Origin of the sequence: Epilithonimonas sp., from assembly GCF_032054305.1 — a bacterium.
GTDB lineage: Bacteria > Bacteroidota > Bacteroidia > Flavobacteriales > Weeksellaceae > Epilithonimonas.
On the sequence record NZ_DAMBSX010000001.1, the window covers coordinates 769,898 to 793,660 of the forward strand.

General features: G+C 35.1%; 15 protein-coding genes. 10 read left to right on the forward strand and 5 right to left on the reverse strand.

Annotated elements, in window-relative coordinates; genetic code table 11:
- Positions 1-40 precede the first annotated feature (40 nt).
- Both RTX21_RS03500 and RTX21_RS03505 read right to left on the reverse strand, forming a co-directional pair.
- The gene (locus RTX21_RS03500; RefSeq protein WP_312765312.1) at positions 41-9,019 is read right to left on the reverse strand and encodes a GEVED domain-containing protein; all 8,979 of its coding nucleotides are present in this window, start codon (positions 9,017-9,019) and stop codon (positions 41-43) included.
- A gap of 1,075 nt (positions 9,020-10,094) precedes the next feature.
- Positions 10,095-10,586: a hypothetical protein gene (locus tag RTX21_RS03505; protein WP_312765313.1), complete on the reverse strand. Its 492-nt coding sequence runs from the start codon at positions 10,584-10,586 to the stop codon at positions 10,095-10,097.
- Between the two features lie 67 nt (positions 10,587-10,653).
- Between RTX21_RS03505 and RTX21_RS03510 the strand changes: the two genes are divergently transcribed.
- From RTX21_RS03510 to RTX21_RS03535, 6 genes are all read left to right on the forward strand, one after another.
- Positions 10,654-10,806, forward strand: a complete 153-nt coding sequence (locus RTX21_RS03510) for a hypothetical protein (protein ID WP_312765314.1) — start codon at positions 10,654-10,656, stop codon at positions 10,804-10,806.
- A 123-nt stretch (positions 10,807-10,929) separates the two neighbouring features.
- Entirely contained in the window at positions 10,930-12,510 is a 1,581-nt protein-coding gene (locus RTX21_RS03515; protein ID WP_312765315.1) for a helix-turn-helix domain-containing protein, read from the forward strand.
- A gap of 440 nt (positions 12,511-12,950) precedes the next feature.
- Positions 12,951-14,252: a phage integrase SAM-like domain-containing protein gene (locus RTX21_RS03520; protein ID WP_312765316.1), complete on the forward strand. Its 1,302-nt coding sequence runs from the start codon at positions 12,951-12,953 to the stop codon at positions 14,250-14,252.
- A gap of 69 nt (positions 14,253-14,321) precedes the next feature.
- Complete coding sequence (locus RTX21_RS03525; protein WP_312765317.1) at positions 14,322-14,687, forward strand: helix-turn-helix domain-containing protein; 366 nt, start codon at positions 14,322-14,324, stop codon at positions 14,685-14,687.
- On the forward strand, positions 14,684-15,094 hold the full coding sequence (locus RTX21_RS03530) for a hypothetical protein (RefSeq protein WP_312765318.1): 411 nt from the start codon (positions 14,684-14,686) through the stop codon (positions 15,092-15,094). Before RTX21_RS03525 ends, RTX21_RS03530 begins: the two co-directional genes overlap by 4 nt.
- A 10-nt stretch (positions 15,095-15,104) precedes the next feature.
- Positions 15,105-15,506 carry a hypothetical protein gene (locus RTX21_RS03535; RefSeq protein WP_312765319.1) on the forward strand — a complete coding sequence of 134 codons (402 nt, stop codon included), beginning with the start codon at positions 15,105-15,107 and terminating at the stop codon, positions 15,504-15,506.
- A 331-nt stretch (positions 15,507-15,837) separates the two neighbouring features.
- On the opposite strand, the gene RTX21_RS03540 is transcribed toward RTX21_RS03535, so the two are convergent.
- Positions 15,838-16,242, reverse strand: coding sequence for a hypothetical protein (locus RTX21_RS03540; RefSeq protein ID WP_312765320.1), 405 nt, complete (start codon positions 16,240-16,242; stop codon positions 15,838-15,840).
- Between the two features lie 19 nt (positions 16,243-16,261).
- Complete coding sequence (locus tag RTX21_RS03545) at positions 16,262-17,254, reverse strand: hypothetical protein (protein WP_312765321.1); 993 nt, start codon at positions 17,252-17,254, stop codon at positions 16,262-16,264.
- A gap of 541 nt (positions 17,255-17,795) precedes the next feature.
- Between RTX21_RS03545 and RTX21_RS03550 the strand changes: the two genes are divergently transcribed.
- Genes RTX21_RS03550 through RTX21_RS03565 form a run of 4 tightly spaced genes read left to right on the forward strand, consistent with a single transcriptional unit; the run spans position 17,796 to position 23,145 of the window.
- On the forward strand, positions 17,796-18,107 hold the full coding sequence (locus tag RTX21_RS03550) for a DUF6150 family protein (protein WP_312765322.1): 312 nt from the start codon (positions 17,796-17,798) through the stop codon (positions 18,105-18,107).
- Between the two features lie 33 nt (positions 18,108-18,140).
- Entirely contained in the window at positions 18,141-19,805 is a 1,665-nt protein-coding gene (locus RTX21_RS03555; RefSeq protein WP_312765323.1) for a hypothetical protein, read from the forward strand.
- 53 nt (positions 19,806-19,858) lie between these two features.
- The gene (locus RTX21_RS03560; RefSeq protein WP_312765324.1) at positions 19,859-21,709 is read left to right on the forward strand and encodes a hypothetical protein; all 1,851 of its coding nucleotides are present in this window, start codon (positions 19,859-19,861) and stop codon (positions 21,707-21,709) included.
- Complete coding sequence (locus RTX21_RS03565; RefSeq protein ID WP_312765325.1) at positions 21,709-23,145, forward strand: hypothetical protein; 1,437 nt, start codon at positions 21,709-21,711, stop codon at positions 23,143-23,145. The genes RTX21_RS03560 and RTX21_RS03565 overlap by 1 nt, the downstream gene beginning before the upstream one ends.
- Positions 23,146-23,201: 56 nt before the next feature.
- Here RTX21_RS03565 and RTX21_RS03570 read toward each other — a convergent pair whose 3' ends face one another.
- Entirely contained in the window at positions 23,202-23,528 is a 327-nt protein-coding gene (locus RTX21_RS03570; protein ID WP_312765326.1) for a DUF3892 domain-containing protein, read from the reverse strand.
- Positions 23,529-23,763: the final 235 nt, after the last annotated feature.

Below are 23,763 nucleotides of genomic sequence, written 5' to 3' on the forward strand. Positions count from 1 at the left end.
GAAAAAAACTGTTGCTTTTTGCTTATGGCTCAAATTATTATTAATCGGGACAAGCCTGAGTACTGATACAATGCCACGCCGGCACAGTATCTCCTTCCTTAATTGTATACATTTTAAGACATTTGTTTGTAATGTCATATACCATCATTCCTTCAACAAAATTGTCAGAAGGGATACCTATTGGTACATCCATAGTTGCAGGATCATTGTCCGTATCTGAGAAAGCAACTCTGTTTACCACAAAACCTTTGGTTTTGGATTCCAATGCAATCCATGCTCCCTTGCGAACCATTGGCCAGTTGTCTGAATCATCCATTCCTGCTCTGCTAAGAGAAGTGATCCCTACTTTAGTATCCAGAGTATCCCCTCCTGTTGTTGCTTCTGGTTTGTAGCAGAAGTCCTGACATGCAGCCGGAGCCCAATCTACATAATAGTCTTCTACTTCTCCATCCGGTGCAGCTAAGAAACTACGCTCATCCGCCGGAGTAGCAATATCATCTACAAACTGCTTTGTCGTTAAACGTAAACGTACAAAACTTCTTACAACTTCAGTTCCACATACGGCAGGATTATCCGGCCATGTAAGATCTATTGTCTGTTGTGTTGCCGAAGAGAGTACAGGTACCTCTATTGCCTCTCCCGGTTCAAAAATACCGTTATAGTTCCAGTCAATAAAGCCATACAGGTATGCCGTGCTTCCTGTATTATTGGTAAGTGGTATACTTAATGTATAGGTTGAACCTGCTGTTTTTACAGGTAAAAATGCTTCAAGCCTTTCTGGCTGCGCAGGTATTTCAGGTCTACTTTCATCTATATCAGGCGTAGCAGGATTATCAGGTATAGCTGGTTGAGCTGGTTGAGCTGGTATATAATGTGTCGCATTTAATGCATCTTCATCATCAGGGAATCCAGTAGTGTCATCTCCGAAAGCATCGTTGCCACTTCCTGTAACCGTAAATTGCGGTCCATTTTCAGCATCCGGAGGCACTATTCCTAAAAATAGTTTGTTGTCTTCCGGTATGTATGAAATTTCATGGCTGGCTTTATCCTCCAGATTATATCTATCATCCAGATCTCCATAATCAAGCAACTTGTTACCACATACCTGCCCAATTGCTGGGGTTTTGGTAAAGTTATATTCTGTAGGTGTTCCTGTACAACCTCCACATCCATCACTTCCATCTATTGTATGCCCTACATAACCAAAACGGTCACTACCTGCTTGTACAGCTATGGATATATGTCCACCTGCTTCTACATAGGTCATGTCTCCCGAAAGCATTGCTGTACCGGTACCACTAGTTACTGCTGTCAGTATCTGTGTGTTTGTAGGATTTACCACCCCACTTCTGGAACCTGAATTAGAGCCCGTGCTATAGATTCTTTTTTCATCGGTAATCACACTGAACAATGTTCCGTAAGTATTATCGTGATTACTTGCAGAGATCCATTTAACAGGTCTTATAGCCTTTGTGACATCCGTTTGATTCCCTGCGGCGTTTGGCTCTTCATTCATAAAATTGATGGTACGCCAAATTCTAGAATCATTGGTATTTCCTAAACCTAACTCTCCACTAGCATTGTTTCCTAAAACAAAAACCTTTCCGGCACTGTCTCTTAAGAAATATGATGTAGAAGGAGTATTAGTATTAGCAATATCCTGCTGTTTTACAGGAAGACTGATGCCGGTAGGAGTTGTCATCTTGGTTGCATAACTTTTGTTGGATTGATTTTGTCCATCACCCAAAAATACATTCCTACCCCATGTGTAAAACTCGTTTCCATTTGTTGCTATGGCAGATCCTCCTGCTGAGCGAACATCTTTCATTCCGGTAAGCGGTGTTCCGGCATCTGTCATTACCTGATGCCATCCGGTAGCAACCGTATTTCCATCTCCTTGTACATCGCTTCCTACTGTATTGGAATATACCCAAATCTCTCCTGTTTTAGTCAGAAGTATCAATGAGCCTAGATAAGACGAAGAACTACCTGCATCCATAAACTGGATGTTTGCAGGACCAACTCCGGTAGGTAATGCCACCTGGTGGAAACCTGTACCTCCAGGAAATACTACAGGAGAACCTGGAGTAGCATTAACATTTCCTTGTCCCCATACATACAATCCCGCAGATGAAAGCAACATATATTGGTGATTCCATGCGTTAGACGCACCTGTAAGCAACAAAGGAACTCCGGCATAATTATATCCGTTGGTTGGGGTCACTTTTATTGGAGTCATCTGATCGGCACCATTTGCGGCTGCACTATTTCCAAAAACAAGAAACTCGGAATTACGTAATTTAACGATTGTACCATGGAATAGGGCTTGCAAAGGATCCAAAACGCCTAAACGGTCATCATCATTAGTACAATCTATTGTCGTATTGTCGTTCGGCACTGCTGGCAGATAATAATCTTCTACTTCACCGTTTTGCGGTATCGTACCATACGCTCCCGTAGTGAGCCCGTCTCCTATGGAACGTTCGTCCACATTATCCGTACTGGTATTATCCGTAAGCACAGCATTGGTAAGGCGTACTCTCATATAAGTATAGTTTGCCGTACTTGTATAAGTAGGCATAGCCCAACTTAATTTGCCAACGTAATCTCCTGCATTTGCTGGAATCGCAGTAGAAGTATATTCATTAGATGTGAATCGTCCATTTCCATCCAAATCAATCCATGCATGCAATGTTGCTGCAGTGGCAAGATTGTTTCTGACGTTAATCAATGCAGCATATTCTGCCCCTGAATAAAGCGTAGGCAATGGAACGGTATTATCGATACCATCTTCATCCAAACCGTCACCATTGGTACCGGTATTATCCGAACCGCCTGTTACACTTTGGGGCCCATTCTCAAGATCAATCGTGGCTCCTATAATAAGATCTTCAACTTGTCTGTGACGTGCAGGAACAGAAGCTCCTATGAAGTTATCTTCAAAATACAAAGGAACATCACCATAATCAAGCTGTGTGGTCATAGGGATGATGTGATCTTCCACTTCACCATTATAGATAACAGGTGCTGTAGCATGATATTCACCAGTATTTAATCCGTCAGCTAAGGCTCTTTCGTCTACCAAAGCACCAAGGGGTGCTGTATTATAATCCGTAAGAGTTCCCTCAGATAAACGTAAACGTAGCTTTAGATTGTCAGGGGTTCCTGCAATTATATTCTGTCCCGCTGTCCAGTTAAGGGTGACATATCCTTGGGTTGAAGCAGTAGGTACGGATACGGTTGCAACTTCTGTATTTTGGAAACGACCATCGTTATTGAAGTCGACCCATCCGTAAAGTGTTTTAGCTACCCCCGTATTATTGTATGTTTTTACACGTACAGAATAAGCGTAACCTCCGCCTGCATACATTGGGGAGATTTCTACCCCATCTTCATCATCTGTTCCATTATTATCATCCCCGATTGCTGTTGCTGAGGTTTGTTTACTTCCCTCAGAATCCGGAGCAGCATTTCCAATATACAATGCACTGCTGACAGCTTGTCTAGCTGGAGCAATAACCCCATTTCTGCTGGTATCATAGCTGTCTGCTGCGTCACCATAGTCATAAGTGGTGGCTACAGGTAATCTATAATCTTCCACTTCACCACCAAAGGCAGTCCCATATACGCCCGTAGTAAGTCCATCTCCTATGGAACGTTCATCCAGTAAAGCATTTGTATTATTGGCTAATGTACCTTCTGAAATACGAAGACGCATATACACGTTGGTTGCTCCTACAGGAATAGTTGCAGTTGTTGTAGTATTCCAAGTCAGCTGAACTTTCTGTTGTACAGCAGAACTAGGCACAGACACTGTGGCAACTTCAGATGATTCAAAATAACCATCGTTATCAAAATCAATCCATCCGTATAGAGTTTTAGCGGATCCTGAATTATTGAAAACTTCCACATCAGAATAATAGGCGGTACCTTTGTACACCGGCATTACTGTGGTAATACCATCTTCATCTGTTCCATCTCCATTGGTTCCATTATTATCTGCACCTTCTGCTACTGTGTTTGCGGCAGATTCTATATCTATTGTTGCCCCAAGTCTCAATACGTTAGATAATGACTGTCTTGGTTCTACATTTACGCCTGCCTGATTTCTGGAATAAACTGATGGGGCATCTCCATAATCATACACATTACTTACAATATTGAATTGATAATCTTCTATTTCCCCCAGAGCGGTGCTTCCACCGTAACTACGTGTATCTGTAGCAGGAGAATTAGCAAAAGTACCAAGATTAGTAGAAGAAAGTCTTAACCTCACATACGTTTTTCCTGTTGCGAGTACAGCAGGAGAAGCTGTGGTAACAGTATTTGGCCAAGTTAATGTCAACTGACCGGCTACACCCGCTGCAACAGATCCAGAGATTGTAGCAGCTTCGTTACCATTAAATACTCCGTCACCGTTAAAATCAATCCATCCGTACAAATACTTGGTTCCCGTTGTTTTTGTAGTTACTGGAACACTCAGCGTAAACTGGCTTCCGCTTGTAATGGTCAGGGGTGCAGAGAATGCATCTTCATCCGCTCCGTCACCATTAGTCCCGTTATTATCCGCTCCTGCAGCTACGCTTTGAGGAGCAAACTCATAATCAACATCGACTCCTATGTATAAGTCTGGTTCGGCACCATTAGAATGGAAAGCAGGGTTACCATTTTCATAGGAAGCAGGTACATCTCCAAAATCGCGAACCACTTGCAACTGATAGTCTTCAACTTCACCAAGAGCTACGTACCCGTACATTCCTGTAGCCAATCCATCACCGATAGCATATTCGTCTACCACGCCCGAATTAGCACCAGTAGTCAAATCTCCCAGAGTCACCCCACCTTCTGCCTGCATCAACCTTGTCCTCATATATACTTTGTTTGTTGAGGTAGAAATAAGAGCAGTTTGCGCTGCAGTAAAAGATATTGGTTGTGCATATCCTCCGACGGGAACAGACAAAGTTTGCCTTTCGCCTGCCTCGAATCTTCCATTGTTATTGAAATCAATCCAAACCATCAATGTGGCATTAGCACCTGTGTAATTCTTTACTCCTAAGGTATATGTATTGATCGCACCCGGATTAATGTACAAAGGACCTGTGATACCATCTTCGTCAGAACCATCTCCGTTAGGACTATTATTATCATTTGGATTGGTTACAGAAGCAGGACCAGATTCGTAATCCCAAGTTGTTCCCAGATATAAATTTTGTGAGCTAAAATTTCTAGCAGGCTTGAAATTGACTGGATCAACTGTTCCATCTTTATCCATCTCATAGCTTACCGGAGCATCTCCAAAATCATAAATGTTATTACCCACTGTAAAGCGGTAATCTTCTACTTCTCCAAAGCTTGGCAAGGTGTACACACCTGTACTTGCTCCGTCTCCTATAGAACGTTCATCAATATCTGCAGTCCCGGTGTTATCTGCACCTGCAGTCTGGCTAAGTCTTACCCTAACATACAGATTGGTTACCCCTGCCGGGATCAAGCTGGTCTGTGCACCTCTGAACCAGAAATTCACCGTGCTAGCTCCCGTAGATGTAGTCTGATATCCATTAGTTGTAGCTGTAGAAGTAGCATAAGCTGCTTCAGAAGTCTGGAATTTACCATCATTATTAAAGTCGATCCATGCAATGGCATTGGATGCTGCTGGTGCATTGATATTTGTAAAAAAGTTGAAAGGCGCTCCTCTGGTAATGGTGGCAACACCTGTTCCGTCTTCATCTTGACCGTCACCATTGGATCCATTGTTATCAGTACCTGGAGCAACATTTTGTGCTGCTTGCTCTGCGTCTACAATTGTGCCGATAGTGTATAATGGATTTACCCTATGTCTTGCAGGAACAAAAGCAGTTGCACTATTCGTATCATAACTTACGGGCGCATCTCCGAAATCATACAGGCCAACCGGCAATTGATAATCTTCGACCTCTCCAAAAGAAGTTGTAAGAGCATTAGCTGCATTATTTGCTGCTGTAGCTCCGTTTCCAACACTTCTTTCATCTATTAATCCACTATTCGTACCTGAGCTAAAATCTAGCAAATTAAGATTTGACAATCTCAATCTTAGGTAAATCTTTGTAGTTCCAGATACAATGGTTGCAGTTTGAACAGCCGTCCATGTAAGGGTGGAAAGCTGCTCGCCAACACCTGTTACACTTCCTGTTGCAACTTCTCCGGCTTGAAAACGTCCGTCACCGTTCAAATCCAACCATCCGTACAAATATTTGCTTCCCGCTAGTGTACTTGGAATATTTACAGGAACGTCGATGCTGTATGCAACACCCGGGCTTACACTTGTAAGCGTTGTAAGACCATCTTCATCGACACCATCTCCGTTTGTTCCATTATTGTCTGCTCCTGTAGCTACACTGTTTGGCGCATTTTCTTCATCTATAAATTTTCCTATCGTAAATCCTGAAATAGCAGCGTGCAATGCAGGCAAAGCAACCCCATCCTTGTCATTCTCAAAGGTAGCAGGCACATCTCCATAATCGAAGTCATTATTTAGCTCTATCTGGTAATCCTCTACTTCACCGTTAACTGGATTTGGATGATTTGCCGTATTAGTATTTGATGCAGCACCGTTTCCGATACTTCTCTCATCCATATCTGTAGCACCAGTTCCATTCGTAAAATCAATTAAGATTCTGTCAGACAACCTCACCCTCATATAGAGCTTAGATGCTCCCGCAACAATTGTTGTAGTTTGAACAGCCGTCCATGTGAGTGTTAATGTGCTGCTTCCTACGGCACTTGTCGAAGCCGTTGCAAATTCACCAGCTTCAAATTTACCATTGTTATTAAAATCGATCCAACCATAAAGATATTTTGTGGATCCACCCGGATTGGTTACTGGTACGCTTAGAATATAAGGTACTCCGCTTTTGATCTTATTTGCTGAAGTATTGATAGCATCCTCATCAGACCCATCTCCGTTTGTCCCGTTGTTGTCTGCTCCTACAGCAACGCTATATGGTGCTTGCTCTACGTCTGGAGCAACACTCCCCAACATAAATCCTGTAAGTGCCATATGCACAGCTGGTAAAACTACACCATCTTTTGAGGTATCATAAGATATTGGTGTATCTCCCATATCAAACAGCCCTACCGAAAGTTGATAATCTTCAACCTCTCCAAAAGCAGTAGTAAGAGCATTAGTGGCATCACCAGCTGATACAGCGCCATTCCCTACGCTTCTTTCATCTATCGTAGCACCTCCGCTCGCAACGGCAGTAAAATCAAATAAGCTTAAATTGGAAAGTCTCAATCTCAGATAGATCTTCGTTGTTCCAGATGCAATGGTTGCAGTTTGGGCAGCAGTCCAGCTAAGAGTTACATTTGTTGCGGTTACCGCTGTAGTGGTTGCTGATGCAACCTCTGCTAACTGAAAACGCCCATCACCATTCAAATCCAACCATCCATATAGATATTTGGTTCCTGTAAGTGTACTTGGTATATTTACAGGAACGGTAGTGCTGTATATAACACCAGGCGTTACACTTGTAAGTGCTGTAATGCCATCTTCATCTGCGCCGTCTCCGTTTGTGCCATTATTATCTCCTCCCGTAGCCACACTTTGAGGTACTGTTTCCGTATCCAGGAGTTTTCCCATGTTGAACCCTGAAAGTGGAGAATGGACGGCAGGTAAAGCATTTCCATCTTTATCATTTTCAAACGAGGATGGTACATCTCCATAATCAAAAGCGTTGGCCACGGTTATTTGATAATCTTCAACTTCGCCAAACGGAGTATTCGGAGCGTCTGCTGTATTGCCTGGTGACAGAGCACCATTTCCTATACTTCTTTCGTCGATTGTAACATCTGTAGCATCGATTAAAGATAATGATGACAGCCTTAATCTTACATAAAGTTTAGTAGCTCCTGCTACAATAGTTGATGTTTGTGTCGATGTCCAGCTAAGGGTCTGGGTAGTGTTTCCTGTAGTGCTGAATGAGGTAACAACGCTAGGGGCTTCTCCTGACTGAAATTTACCATCATTATTAAAATCGATCCAGCCATAGAGATATCTTGTCGCCGTAGCCGGATTGTTTACTGGTACACTTAAAGTGTAGGGAACGCCTTTTCTGATTTCATTCGCAGAGACGATAACAGCATCCTCGTCTATACCATCTCCGTTGGTTCCGTTATTGTCAGCTCCCGATGAAACATTTTGAGGAGCAAGTTCCAGATCGGGAATCGTACTTCCTAATGACAATCCGGACAATAGTGAATGTGCCGCAGGAACAAAAACTCCATCTTTTGTATTATCGTAACTTACCGGATTATCGCCATAATCATAAACTGCTGAATTGAGACCTCCCCATGTTGTTGATACTATGATTCCATCAATATCTAAGGTAGGGGCATTTGCGGCTACTCCCTGAAAAAGCTGAATGGCCGAAAAAGACGTAGAATCCCCTAAAGTACCCGTGTGTGATATATCTCCTGTTGTGGGCTCTGATATACCTGAAGGATTTACATACAGTTTAACAATATCATTGGCAGTGCCTGTTACTTGTTCATATTTTAAAACAATTCTGATATTATTATTAAAAGGTCTTATGGCTGATTCATATTCTACGGTTCCCGTTCCGGCAGAAGTGGTTCTCAATACACCAAAACTAAATCCTGTCCCATTGGAACGGATATAAAGCCTGGCGATAGAAGTTGTCCCACTCCCTAGAGCAAAGAAGTAGTCTCCTGTTGCTTGGGCTGCTGAAACATTGACCATAGCACTAGCGTATATTACTGATGTGCTTGCATTTAAGGTCGTGGATGTAAAATTTCGATAAACATCTTGTCCTGTATTTGTTAAGGATACTTTGTTTCCAATATTGTTGGCAATAGTACCAGGGTATGACAAATTTCCATTAGATATTATGACATTGGGTGTACCTGTTGCTGTTTGTATCCAATTGGTGCTCGTAAGCTGAGCTCCTGAAGTATAGTTAAAACTCTCGGTCAGCAAGGGCGATTGGGCCGTGACATTTGAGAGAGCACAAATAGTCATCATTGCGACCCATGCTAACCGAAAGTTACATGTCCGAAAAAAAATGATTTTTGATTTCATAAAATTGAGTATTTATGATTAAATAATAGGGTAAAGCTTAAAAGCTTTTATTGATGAGTTAAATGAACATTTATAACTCATTAGCATTGTATAGATAGAGTGTAATGACTGATTTTCCTAATAAGTAGTTTGTTTTACTGCTTATCACATTTGCTTCAAAAACGATATCTTTTAATGAACATCTAATAATTATGTAACTGAATTATAATGAGTCTAATAAATCTCAAGTGTTTTTGAATGTTATGAAAACTACAATGTCAATGCACATCGATCATGATTTTTGTATTGTTTAAATCTTTTGTGATGAGGTGGAGATATTACAGGAATAGAAACCTGTTTATATTGGGCTATAGCGATTTACCAAAAGCAATGTGCTGTAGCTCACCAACCTTCTGCAAGTTATTTTAATCTCACATTCCTTATGATTACAGGTAAATATGCGAAAAGTGTTTTTTTCATCTTAGTGAATTTTTTAGTATTTAATTTGTGTTCTTTTGAAGGGATTCCGGATGGTTTCTTTCATCCTCAGGTCTTTCTGAGCGGGTATTTTTTTGTCTTGTGTCCTTTTCTGTGGGGAGGGCAAATAAAAAGTGTGGACCTTTTTGTTATCAAGTCGAAAGGTATCCCCATACCCGAACACTTTGATATACAAAAGTCCACACCATCCGGTGTGATCTCTGTATATTTCTCAAGTGTTCCGAAGAATTGGGGATTTTTCGACTAGAAATGATACAAATCACTATTTTATTTTACTTACATAAGCATGCCTGCATATTTTAGCTCATCTGTTGTGTTTTTTGTGTTTTTTTGATTTATGGTGATTCTTCCGGTTCTAAGTCCATTTTTCTGGTAGAGAACCGCAATTTTCATGTTGAGAACCGGAAATTTGAGGTTGTACAACCTCAAATTTGTCGTTGTGAACTCTATTTTTTAAGTTCAGAACCGTAATTTTATAGTTTCGGACCTAAAATTTCAGGTCTGGTGACCGCATTTTCGGAGTCTGGGACCTAAAACTGGTTTATTCTGTAGTTGCGGTAGCATCTCCGGAGTCCTTGCTGCCTGTCCTTCCAAAAAATTGTTTGATTTCCTGTACCTTGGTGTGGAATCCTGTGCTCCCAGAATCATTACGATATACAGAATATTGATAATCTATAAGGGAGGCCTGATAATTGTCCCAATCGTGGAGAATCTTGGCATTTTCCAATCCTCTGCTCAGTTCGGCAAGGCTATTGGTAATCGATTCCAGAAAGTTGCGGCTTTTATAATCTTTGCTGAACTCTTCCCAGTCTACTTCCGGACTGGAAAGCTGCGGATCAATATTCCTGTAATCATTTACTTTGTTTACAAGTAGCTTGTTCTGCTCATTGATGCTGCCATACTGCTGGCGTTCTTCCGGCGTAAGGCTGGCAAGTTTTCCCGTCAGGGCGGTGTGAAGGTTTTGTAAAGCATCGGTAGCTGCCGCTATTTCTTCTTGAGAAAAATGTCGGGTTTCAAAATTTAAAAAAGGCATACAATTGTGTTTTTGAAGGGTTAATAATTTATGATAATGATTGGTGTGTCTTTGCCTTTCCCTGAAAGTGGAAATGCCATTAAATTTTTGCAATATTAAAAGTATCGTATCTACAAGGAAAGAAATAGATGAGATGATTTCTGATATCATCTCAATGTTGATCTCTTTTTACAGAAATCCTCTCATCGAAAATATTGCAATGATGATAAATGATGTATAAAATATTGTTTATCAGCACAATAAATAGCTGTAAATTTGTTAACATTTCTGAATAGCTAACAAAATATTTTGTCATGTCCGATAAATTAACATTTACTTTGCGCCTTTCTAAACACACACACAGATGAAAAAAATTCTGCTAATATTAGTGTACATGATATTCGGATATTCTCTTGCGCAGACCAATGAGCGGCTTGTTACAAAGCGGGATATCGATAAGCAATTGGAGGAGGCAAGAGCTTTATCCGTCAATGACCCGAAAAGGTCCATAGAACTTTCTGAAAATATATACCGCCTTTCTAAAAGTATCAACTACAAGACCGGAATATTGGAAAGTACTACAATCCTGATGACCCAATATTATGACGGCGGAAATTTTAAAAAGGTCATAGACCTCAGCAAGGAAGAAGAGGAACTTGCTATAACTATGAAAGATAATGAGACATTGTCACATACATACATGCTCAGGGGGCTGTCGTATACAGAACTGGGTTTCAATGATGAGAGTCTGAAAGAGTTTAAAAAATCGCTTGACATCGCAGAAAAGATAACTATAGGGAATCCCAGGAATTACCAGAAAGCACTAGTATATAACGGACTCGCAAGATATTATGCCCATATCAATGCACCTGTGGACTCTGTGATGTATTACCAGAGAAAAAGTCTGGAAATGGCGAGCCAAATGGATGACAAAAAGGAATATATCCGTAAAAAATATCACACTTTAGCTTTGGCTTACATCAATCTGGGAAAAAGCAGCAGTGTGACATCGCGTTTTAAAGATGCAGAGTCCTATTTCTCAAAAGCATTGGAAATCTGTCGGAACAAAAATTATCAAATAAAAAAGGGATTGGAAATCACTGTCCTTAATGAATTTGCATGGCTGTACCATGATCAGAAAAAGTATGATAAGACCCTCCTGTATTCCAGACAGGCAGAGAAACTGGAAAAAGGATCCAGCACCCCGTACATCCGCAGGGACATCTATGAAGTATTTTTCAAGTCCTATGTGGAGCAGGGGAACAGGGAGGCCTCCAAAAAATATATGGACCTCTACACCAAGCTGAATGACAGCCTAGTGAATGCAGAAAAGAAAACGATCAATATCCCTGTAAAATATATAGCGGAAAAACAAGAGAAGACCTACAGGTCCAATGTCCAGACCATTCTTCTGATAAGTACGGCATTTGTGATCTTATTTTTGATATCCGGTCTATTGTACATGAAAAGAAACAAAAGAAGATCGCGGGAAAAATATGAGGCTATCATTCATACGCTGAAAGAGCAAAAGGAAAAAGACGAGCCTATAGAAGCTCCCATTGACAAGCCCTTGGGTATTACGGATGATACGATCAATGCCATATTGCTAAAGCTCCAGAAGTTTGAAAGTTCCCAAAAATTCCTGCGCAAGGATATGAACCTGACCTATCTTTCCAATTCCCTGGGCACCAATACCAGATATCTCTCCGAGATCATCAAACAATATAAGGGTAAAAACTTCAGCAATTACATAAACGGGCTCCGAATCCAGTATATCATAGAAATGCTCTACAATGTTCCGCAATACAGAGAGTACAAGATAAGCTATCTTGCCGAGGTCTCCGGTTTCGCTTCCAGAGAGGTCTTTGCGGTGACCTTTAAAAAAGAGACCGGCTTCACGCCTTCTTATTTTATCAATAAGCTAAGATTAGAAAAAGAATCTTAAGAGCAAGAGAGTGATGAATTAGCAACATCTCTGCTAACCCAAGGTTAACAACTTCTCCTGATGAAAATAAATGCAGCATTCCATTGATTAGTACAGACGACATTCAGGAGTTGGAGTAGGGATTTTCAATACTCATCAATTCTGCTACCCTTTCGGAACAAGGAAACATAACGCCCAGAATAACAGGCATAAAAAAACTCTCTTGAGGAAGAGAGTTAAATCACTGAAAAATCAGCCCATTATTTGTAGCGAAGACGGGACTAGCCATATCTTTATCATAGTTTTTCTAAATTATTCAACATATACTTAAAAATCCTTTATTTAAAGCATTTTCAAGACTGTAAAAATCAAATTAAGAAAAGTTAGATAAATTAAAACACAGATAAATGTCGGGATTATGTCGGGATTTGTTTAAATTTGATATTATATACTACATAAGGATGGCAAATATTAAACTCTCCTGCATCAAAAAGGGAAACCCCTCAAACCTCAACATACGATTCTATCACGGTAGAACTATTGATTGTAATGCTCAATCCCATATTCTTATAAATCCTAACGACTGGAGTGAAAAGATGCAAAAATTCAAACCTAATACCGTCATAAGTATTAAAAATGAATACAATCCTTTAATTGAGGGTTTAAAGGATGAGATATTGAGGAGATTTAATATTGATTTCAGTAAAGGAGATGTAATTAACTCAAAATGGCTGTCAAAGGTTGTCGAGGAGTTTTATAAAAGACCGGAAGGAATTGAAGACCATAGAATATTCTTTGCTCCATTTATAGAAGATTTCGCAAAAGAATCAGAAACAAGAGTTAATCCAAAAACGGGAAAGATAATATCATTCCGTACTATACAAAAATACCGAACAATAAAAAAGGAAATCGAATCTTTTGAAGAAACAAAAAAGATTCGATTAAAAATCACGGACATTAACCTAAAATTCCATAGAGAATTTACTTCTTATCTGAAATCAAGCAGAAAACTATCTAATACTACTATAGAAAAAAATATTTCTACTATAAAAGGTATTGTACTGGAGGCAAAAGAACAGAAATTAGAAATCAATCCAGAGGTTGAAAGCAAAAAATTTACTTTTACTCGGGATGAACCAATAGACACCTATCTAAACCCTGCTGAAATTAAACTCATCTACAATTTAGACCTATCAGGTAATGAAAGATTAAACAATGTAAGAGACTTGTTTATAATAGGTCTATGGACAGGTTTAAGAATATCAGACTTAAAAAGAATTAACCAATTTTTATTTACAACTGACACTATTGTAATTTCAGAAACTGAAAAAACTGGTACAACCGTTTCAATTCCCATTCATCCATATGTAAAGGAAATACTAATAAGAAGAAACTATCAGCTTCCAACTATCATTTCGGAACAAAAATTCAATATATATGTAAAAGAAGTTTGTAAAGAGGCAAAAATCAATGAAATAATTTTAGGCAATATTAAAGACCCGAAAACCAATAGAAAAGTTAAAGGTTTTTACCCCAAATTCCTACTCATTACGAGCCATACAGCACGAAGAAGTTTCGCCACTAATCTATATGGAAGAAAAGATATATCAGATAACACAATTATGGCAATTACAGGACATAAAAGTCACTCTCAGTTTATGAAATATATAAAAACAACGGATAAAGAAAAGATTGAGCAAGTAGCAAAACTCTGGGAAGACGAACTTAAAAACTCGAAACCAATATTAAAACAAGTTAATTAAAAAAAACAAAAAAATATTTGGCAATTAGATATAAACCCACTAATTTTGATAAAACAAAGTACATCTTAAATGTTGACACTACAACTGTCAGTATCTGATACTAAGTATATCAGAGCTGAAATCAAGCAGATTGTAGTGGATGTTTTAGAAGAACTACTATTGAAGAAGCCGGATAACCCTTTCTATGGTCTATCCATCGTAACACCTGACGAACTACCAAAAAACAATCTACTACTGGAGAGTAAGGAAAATAATTTCCTTACTAGAAAAGAGGTTAGCGAAATGTTAAAAGTTTCATTAGCAACTCTTAGTAATTGGCAAAAATCTAACGTTCTTATTCCCCTTAAAATCGGAAAAAGAGTCCTTTACAAAATAGAGGATGTGAAAGAAAGATTGCAAAAACAAGAATCTAACTCTAAAAATTCAATAATATGAGTGAGATTCGAGTTCAGTATTGCGAGTATTCGCTAAATAAGAAATCCGACAATATCTATGATTTGGTTGGGAACAAGAAAAGAACTGATATTCACTTTATCAGGGTGGAATTACCCAAAGAAGAATTTTTAAAAAATCAGCGGGCAAAATATGTAATTCAAAGTTTCAAGGGAAAGGAAAAAATCTTGTTTACGGGTCTTATCCCATTAGGACAAAATTTCTATTATGGAGATAATGTTCACTCTAATGGAAAGAAGGATTTAATCATTGTCTTTTATAACAAGAGAAGAAAATCCAATTTACAAGTATTCACTTTTAAAAATCGTAACCCTCGAAACAAAATCAATTTCATCAATATGTTCTTTGAACACATGATTAGGATGGAACTATTGTTACACACTTTTTAACCAAAGAAAAATGAACAATCAAAACCCGAAAAAATCCGGGCGAAAACCCGGGTCAAGGAACAGTATCAGACAAGACCTTAGAAAGGAATTAACTGAAATCTTTATGGTGCAGTTTACAAAAGAAGTAAGAAACTTTCCAGTAATGGACTATGAGAAAAGGATGAGGTTATTAATAGGTATATTACCCTATATTCTTCCTAAAGGAAACCTTACTCAAGGAGAAAGTGAGATACAGAGTTTTATCTTTGAAAAGGTATGTCCAGAGTTTAGGAAACTGAGTTCTTACCTTAATGTAATTCCTAGTGAGAAAAAAGCATCAATTTTGTTAAGTTTTATCAAAAATCTGAATTTGACTTCTTCTCAACAGAATCAAGTCTCAACCCTTATTAATAAAAGGAATAATAGACCATAAGGGATGCAGAGAAGTTGATTTTATCATTATTATTTTAAGGCTACTTGTAAAAGTAGCCTATTTTTATAACTAACTGAAAATCAATACCAACAACATAGAAGAGTGCCCAAAACATCGAAAAACAGACACTCTTAAGAAACAGAACTAGGATAGACCTCTATTTTTGCTAAAAAAAATATTCCCCAGTTCATAGTTAAATTTTAATCTCAACTAAATTAAACCCCACCCTTTAAATTTATTTTCAAAAAATAAGTACCAAACTAGGGTAAATACCTATTGCTAAAAAATTTCGGAAATTCAATAGTTAATATTTAATGCGCTGGAGATTAAATTATAGTTTCCCGTTTACGAAATCTCTTAAATCCATTTCTATAAGAGTAAATCCCATTTGCCAAATCGGATTAGATTCCCAGCTATTACTACTTAGGTTTTCATAAGATTTTTCAATAGTCTTTATCCAAAGCCCTAACTGTTTAACATCTTTGTCTGCTGGAGATTTTGTATTTATTAACGTGTATTCTTTTTTAGCACTTTCAATATTCTTTTTCAAAATTGGCAAAATAGAGTTTCTTTCTTTTTGCATATCCTCAGCATTTTTCAAATAATTCAAATCATAACAGATATTCCATAAATGATTTGTTGCCTTTAGATATTCTTTGCTAGACGAAACCTGAGAAAATAATGATGTGGTTACGGATGAAATAAGAATGAGCAATAAAGTAATTGTTGTTTTCATTTGATTGTTATATTTTAAATTAAAATTTTGATACTGAAAGTATGTTCCCATTTAAGTCAGCCTTAGCAGTTACACCATTTAAGACAGTTGCTCCAAAGGCATTCTTACCTCTAAATGACATCTGAACTATAATATAGTCTCCTTTATCTTTGTAAGTAGTATTAACGTGTTCAAAACTTGAAGGGTCATTCATAGCACTTTTCACTAATCGTTTTAGTTCCCTATGAGAACCATCCCAAGCTGAAAACTGAACTTTTATTTGTCGTTTTCTATCAGCCAACGCCTCGTTAATTTTTTGCTGACCGGAATCAGGAATGATAACAACTTTTGTCTTTAAGAGATTGTATTTATTGTTGAAATTTTGTTTTAATAAACTATCATACTCTTTCTGATATATTTCCCGATTCATTTCAGCAGAACTCTGCCAGTTACCAGTTGAAGCAATTTTTATTAATTCAAACTTAATCGTATCCCCTGATTTAGATACTGAACTGTTTTTAAAATAATCTCCCTGCCAATCCTTCACAATCTTTTCAGACCATTTAGTTTGGAAATCTTTAAGAGTTTGTATTTCTTCTGGAGTTAATTTATTTGGCTCAACTTCCTTCTTATTAGATTCTGCAATTTCTTTTTGCCTTTTCTCTAATTCTACACTGTCAATTTTAGGTTTTAATATTGCAATTTTTGCAAGAGCATCTTTGTAATGCACATCATCTGGTTTTACCATTCTGAGAAAATAATCTGCATTTTTGTAATCTTTTTTATTATAACTATCTATTCCTTCTTTATAATTATCAATAAAAAAAGTAGTATAAATTAAAGCTGGAATGTATAGAATCATAAAGGAAGAGGGAATAATATAAAGTACTTTTTTCCAAGTAGCTGTTTTACGTTTTACCATTCCATAAATACCTAGAGGAGGTAACAAAAAGAAAAGTACAATTAACAAAAATTTGTTATCATACCATTGTTTAGAATTTGTTTGTTGAGGTTGTAAATTTTCAGTTTCCATATATAAATTAGTTTTCAAATCTAAATTGAATACTAAAACAATCTGTACGGAAAACCGTATTTACTGAAAATAAAAACAGCGTATCCATATCACACTGCAAGAAGAGGCTCGGCAAAGCCATAACACAACAGAGGAACGAATACGCCTTACGGGCGTACTAATTAATCCGTCTTGTTGTGTATTTTGAAATTTTGCCGATTTCTTCTTACAAGACTATTTTAGTACGAATATTATTTTACCAAATCAATGGTACATATTTCTACCACAAATATAATATTTAATTTCACTCAAATTAAATAACTCAAACCACATCAACACTTTTTTAGCAGTAGCTCAAAATTTCCGAATTTTTCGCCGGGCAATTTTCCCAAAATCACAGTTAAAAATTTTTAATCTTATAAAAATTAAATCCAGACTTTTTTCTTATGTTTTTCAAGTAGCTCTTATTAACTAGATTTCCGCCGGGCGAATTTCTGAAAATCACAGTAATTTTAATTTGCTGGAGATTAAGTATATTTGATTATACCAAAACTTATAACTTTTGAAAATTATCTACTTTCTCCTATTCTTTTTTGTAAGTCTAAAAATTTCGGCGCAGAAAGTTTATTACACGACTTTTAAAGCTGATGCGGATTTAGTCGTCTTCATAACCAAAAACAAATCCGATGCTGATTTTATTGTAAAGAAAGTACAATACAACAATGAGGTAAAACCGGGATTCTGGAAAGAAGTAATACAAAAAAGAGATGCAGATTTAATTGTTTACATATCCAGACAGAATATAACGAACATTAAGAAAGTGTATTTTACGAAATTTGGAGATGAGGTTAAGACTTTAATTTTACCATATTGACACAAAAAATTATACAATTATTACTTTTAACTGATGCCTGTATATTTTACCCCCAATGGAAGATTAATTGCTTGGTATGATGAAACAGCAATTAATAAATTTAGACCTTTATTATCTGCCGAATTAATTGAAAAATTTGGACAAGGAAGTTACAATGAGGAAGAAATAAAAAATATTCTTTTCTTTTCATTAGAATGGTTTCAAAGTAATTTTTTGAAAGTACTGAATACACAAATAGATTCGGCATTTTACCTAGGATTATTTTTACTACACGATTTTTCTTGTCTATTTCATTCCGAAAATCCAAATTATTCTCCGATAAAGCAAATGAGAAATCAAGATTTTGCTGTTTACAGAAGAGTTTTGAAGCTGTGCCTTGAGCAAGCGTGTGATTTGAAACTAAAATCTGGTAAAATAGGAAGTAAAGAATACCTTAAGGAGAAAGAACCTATTATAGATGAATTACTTTATTTAGGTGATTTTATGTTTGCAATATCAAATCTTTTAGCTGAACAACATCTAGTTGAAGATTGCATTGATTTAAAATTTACGGAGGAAGATTTATTTTATTTTGACCACAAACATCATTATGAGTTTATAATAAATGAATTTGGGAAAATACATCCCGAACATTTAAAAGAAGCTGTAGTGGCTGGAAACCATATTCAAGAATTTAAAGATGCATTTAAAAATTGTTTTAAAACAGATTTTGATAATATTCCGGCAATCATAGAAGAAATTCATAAGTCATTAGAAGCAGGAAAATATAGTTTTATTGAATGGAAATATTTCGCCATAAATTTAGAACACTTCTTTAAAGTTCCTCTCGAAATTGGTAATAAAATATTTGCAGGACTGACATTAACCAGATTAAATAAAATGTCCATCAACGAAGAAATATATAAACCTCATAATCTAAACAAATATCTTTATAGACCTATACTAGTATGGAATGTTGATGGAAATGACTATGCTGTTATCAGTCCCGAATCTTTTATTGAAAGTATGGTCTCATTATCAACAAATGCATTTGGGTGGAAAAAATATCCTATGGAATGGAAATGCCCGTGTTTTGAAGATTATATAAAGTCTCTATACACAAAAAATGATAAAATACTAGAAAATGCTATAGAAAAAATTTTAAAAAATAACAATATCATTTTCGAGAGGAATATAAAAAATTTAAAGAAATGGAATAATCAAAATATTAATATTGATAACTCAGATTGTGGCGAATTAGATTTTATTTTTATTCTGAATGATAAAATATTTATAGCGGATAGTAAACACCTAATCAGTCGTTATGATATGAATAATTATAAAAACGATTATGCCTACTTTGAAACTAACAAAAATAATTACAATAAAACAATGAAAAGAAAACTTGATTTTTTATCAAGAAATAAAACTTTATTGGAAGAACATTTTCAAGTAATTCTAAATAGTCATTCATATAAATTACCCGAAATAAATTTAGAAGGTATTTTTATAGTTAACACACCAACTTTTATAATGTATAACAATACTTTTAGAATCTATACAATAAAATGGTTTAGGGAATTAATTGAAAATACTTTTCAAGATAAATCTTTTACATTTATGATTGATGAAGAAAGTCAACAAAGGATAATTAATATTGGATATCCATATTTTAGAAAACCAGAATACAAAATTTTTGATTTTGACATTGAAGAATAAACCCTAATCTAATATACATAACCATCACTCTAACAAATAAAACTTAAATGTAAATGGCGATAACTTTAACCTACAAAATATATAATTTTCCTGATAACTTTGAAGAGGTTCATAAAGAACATTTTGATAAGATTATTTCTATATTAGACGAGGCTAATTTATTAAGTCAAAATATTTCCGAAATTATTATTACTGATAAAATTGATGACGAAATTAATTCATACTGCTCAGAAAGAAAATTCCCCGTTCAATTAACTAAATCAAGAGAATATAAAGCAATCAGTAAAATTGTTGATTTTGGCAAAACCAAAAAAATATTCTTTGATGCTACGGTAGTAAATTTATTAAACAAATATTCTACTCAAATATTTATTGAACAGGCAATAGAAGTTTTCGCAGAAGATATTTTAAATAAAACTTATGCAAGAGAATCATTTTACTCAGTTACCACTTCATTAACTGAACTTACAGAAATATTCCTAACTCAATGGCTGAAAATGGCAATCTCAAATATATTGAGGAGTCGTCTCAGTTATGAGAGACAGATTATACATACAACTGTTAAAATTTATATTGACACTTTTAAAAGGAATATAAAGAAATTGCATTACACGTATCAAAAAAATCAAAGTCTTGATGATTTCTGGCTAGAAACAACAAAAGAATTAGATAGATTAGTCAGAAGATGTCTTGAAGTTAGATTTGACAATGGAGATTTTAAAGATTTACAGGAATTTCAAAATATTATTCCAGAAATCTTAGATAAAATTGAAGTTCAAAAAGAGAACTATTTAGACGACAAAGAAATTGAAGTAAAAGATTTAGTTAAATCAATTTCAGAACTTTTAAAAATTTGTCTCATCAATGTTGAGCATAATTCTAACTTAAAAAGTAACTCTATCAAAATCATTGATTCACCTAAAAAGTTATTTAAAAATAATTTAATAGATACTGAAACTAGAATTGTTGCCTTTATTGATATTTTGGGATTCTCAGCCATAATTGAAGAGTACGATTCTGATGAAACTTCCAATCTGCTAAATGAACTTCACGACACCTTAGAACAAGCAATAAAAATTTCTATAGAAAATGTTTTAGACCAAAAAGTTAAAACCGACTTGCAAGAATATTTAGAATACAGGATGTTTTCAGATTGCATTTGTATTTCTCTACCATATATTGAATTTGGAAATGATTTCCATCAACAATTTCATTCTTTGGCATTTGTCGTAAAATCTTACCAAATTGCTATGATGCAAAAAGGTTTTTTTGTTAGAGGGGGAATTTCAATTGGAAGCTATTTTTCAGATAAAAATATGATTTTCTCTGGAGGATTAGTAAAAGCATATAAACTTGAAACCAAAGTGGTCAACCCAATTATTGCGGTTGACAAATCTATCTTAGAAAGGTTATCAATAAATTATCTACAGAATATAGAAGGTCTTTTTTATGAGAACCTATTTATCTATTCAAATGACCACCCAGATATTATATTTGTTAATTCTCTTGATATATTGGATAATTCGGTTAAACACATTGATTATATACAAAATGTTTTATCCGAACTAATTAATGAAAATGAAACGGAAGATAATGACGAAATAGGAAGATTAGGTAATAGTCTTTTGCAATTAACAAAATCATTTACTGAGCCTCTATACAATCAATTAAAAAATAATTTAACTGATGAAACTATAGAAGCTACAAAGAATCTAATGTTAGGGTTCGTTAAAGATGCAATTAATAAACATTCTTATTTATTGGAAAATAACACTGAAAATGAGGAGTTTGTAAAAGCAATGGAAAAAGTTATATTAAAGTATAGATTTCTTGAAAATTGGATTTTATGGACAATGAAAAGGAATGAAAATTTCTCCTTCTATCAATTTAAATTGAGAAATTAATGATAAAGAGAAGTAAAAAATATAAAATATTTTTCAATCAATCGGCTATTAACCAAATTGAAACATTGGAAAACAATATCCATAAAGGAAATATTGATTCTAAAAATGACTTATTCCGGAATTTAACTAAAATCCAATTGAAAAGCTCATCAAAAAACTATACAATAGAAATTCCAGATATTACACGTAGTTTTTTTGATATTGGATTTAACTTAAAAAATCTATTATTCTCAAACAATGAGATTTCACTTAAACTTGATATGTTTACTTCAAAATATTCAAATGGAAATATCTATGGAGATGTATATAGAATAAGAAGCACTACTTTTAAATCAAATTTAAAAAAATACTATAAATTAATTATTCCCCTTAATGAAAAAAAAATCGATTTCCTTTATCAACTAAGTAGATATGGATATGCAATTGAAAATGATAATAATATCTCAATAAATGCTACATCGTTCAACATTGGTAATGAAAACTTTTTCATTATAATCGAGAAAAAAGATGATAAAAGTTATCTAATTATACATTCAGACATAAGACAAATCTATAATGACTTTAGTAAAAAATGTCATAGCATACTTATATGTCTCGGCTATATTACTGGACATTATATTTCAGACAAGGGTTATTATTTTACTTACAATACAAAAAAAATGGATGTTTTCACATCCTATCTATGTAGAACATTGAGAGATGGAATGAAAAACTTTTGGCAACCAATTAATTCTAATGCATATTCTTGGGTAGATTCAAGAAATCCTAAAAGAGCTGAAAAAATTTATAAAAAATATAACCTTAGAACTTTAAATAAAAGTGAGTTTTCAAAACTATGTAGTTTATGTATTGAAAACGACGACTTTTTAAGTGTATTATTTCTAATATTGGAATCAAATGATGCAAGTCTAGTATTCCGTCCCGGAGGATACTCTATTGCATTAGAAACATTATCAAATATAATCTCTAGTAAATCTAAAATTAGACAAAAACCTATCACATCCAAAGAAGATTGTAAGAAATTCCAAAATGATTTATACGCAGTTCTTGATAAATATAAAGATTTTGATTCTTTTAAAGATATAGAAACTTTAAAAGGGAAGATTGAATATATAAATCAGATGACTAATCAAGAAAAATTAACAGCTCCTTTCAAAGAGTTGGGAATTAATATAAGTAAGGAAGATTTAGAAGTTGTAAAATCAAGAAATGCATTTCTTCACGGAAGAGTACCAGACTTTAGAAATCTTGGTAAGAATCGAACAATCGAAGAAAAAGATGCCGACCTTTATTACGCATCAGCTAAACTTTATACTTTGTTAAATTTATTAATTCTTAAATATATAGGATATGATAGCTATGTCCTTAATTTTTCAAAACTGCACGAACAAAAAACGAAATATCCTATCAAGGAAGACTATTATAGAATTGTTTAATAAAATATTTGACTTTAAAATAATAACCCTAAATAAGCAATCTAGGGTTATTTATTTTAACGAAAAATAAAACCATAATTTATCAAATGTGACAAATTATCCTTTTCAGTACTATCTGCCTCTGTTCGAAGGTATAATGGTTCTCCTTCGATAACATGAACATCTGCTCCAGATAACCACGACGACGTTGAATAATTCCATAAATATGTTTTAGCACTATTACCTTTTAGTAATAGCAAATCTACAGCATCGTCTTTTTCAACTTTTTTCGCATATCCAAGTGTAAAAGAGCCGTCACTATTTTTTGTTCTCTCGTGAATAGCATAATGCGTAATCACTCCATCTTTGTTTTTCCAAATTCCAGTAATCCTAAATTCTGACATGATATTAATTTTAATTTGTTGATTATATTAACACAAACAATATACCTTGTCACATAAATTATTAAAAAAAATTATAAATAGTAAATTTATATGATTAATAAAAGAATAGACTAAAAAAGGACAATAGACAATTTGTCAGAATCCTTTAGATATAAGTCAATCAGTCATATTATTAGAAAATCGGGATTATGTCGGGATTTTTCAAAATAAAAAATCCGTAAAATGTTTTAAATCA

Bases quoted from the DNA above. Each gene is read 5' to 3' on its own strand.
- RTX21_RS03540 (WP_312765320.1), bottom strand. From the start codon at position 16,242: ATGAAAACAACAATTACTTTATTGCTCATTCTTATTTCATCCGTAACC.
- RTX21_RS03560 (WP_312765324.1), top strand. From the start codon at position 19,859: ATGGCGATAACTTTAACCTACAAAATATATAATTTTCCTGATAACTTT.
- RTX21_RS03505 (WP_312765313.1), bottom strand. From the start codon at position 10,586: ATGCCTTTTTTAAATTTTGAAACCCGACATTTTTCTCAAGAAGAAATA.
- RTX21_RS03555 (WP_312765323.1), top strand. From the start codon at position 18,141: ATGCCTGTATATTTTACCCCCAATGGAAGATTAATTGCTTGGTATGAT.
- RTX21_RS03535 (WP_312765319.1), top strand. From the start codon at position 15,105: ATGAACAATCAAAACCCGAAAAAATCCGGGCGAAAACCCGGGTCAAGG.
- RTX21_RS03525 (WP_312765317.1), top strand. From the start codon at position 14,322: ATGTTGACACTACAACTGTCAGTATCTGATACTAAGTATATCAGAGCT.
- RTX21_RS03520 (WP_312765316.1), top strand. From the start codon at position 12,951: ATGGCAAATATTAAACTCTCCTGCATCAAAAAGGGAAACCCCTCAAAC.
- RTX21_RS03500 (WP_312765312.1), bottom strand. From the start codon at position 9,019: ATGATGACTATTTGTGCTCTCTCAAATGTCACGGCCCAATCGCCCTTG.
- RTX21_RS03545 (WP_312765321.1), bottom strand. From the start codon at position 17,254: ATGGAAACTGAAAATTTACAACCTCAACAAACAAATTCTAAACAATGG.
- RTX21_RS03530 (WP_312765318.1), top strand. From the start codon at position 14,684: ATGAGTGAGATTCGAGTTCAGTATTGCGAGTATTCGCTAAATAAGAAA.
- RTX21_RS03565 (WP_312765325.1), top strand. From the start codon at position 21,709: ATGATAAAGAGAAGTAAAAAATATAAAATATTTTTCAATCAATCGGCT.
- RTX21_RS03515 (WP_312765315.1), top strand. From the start codon at position 10,930: ATGAAAAAAATTCTGCTAATATTAGTGTACATGATATTCGGATATTCT.
- RTX21_RS03570 (WP_312765326.1), bottom strand. From the start codon at position 23,528: ATGTCAGAATTTAGGATTACTGGAATTTGGAAAAACAAAGATGGAGTG.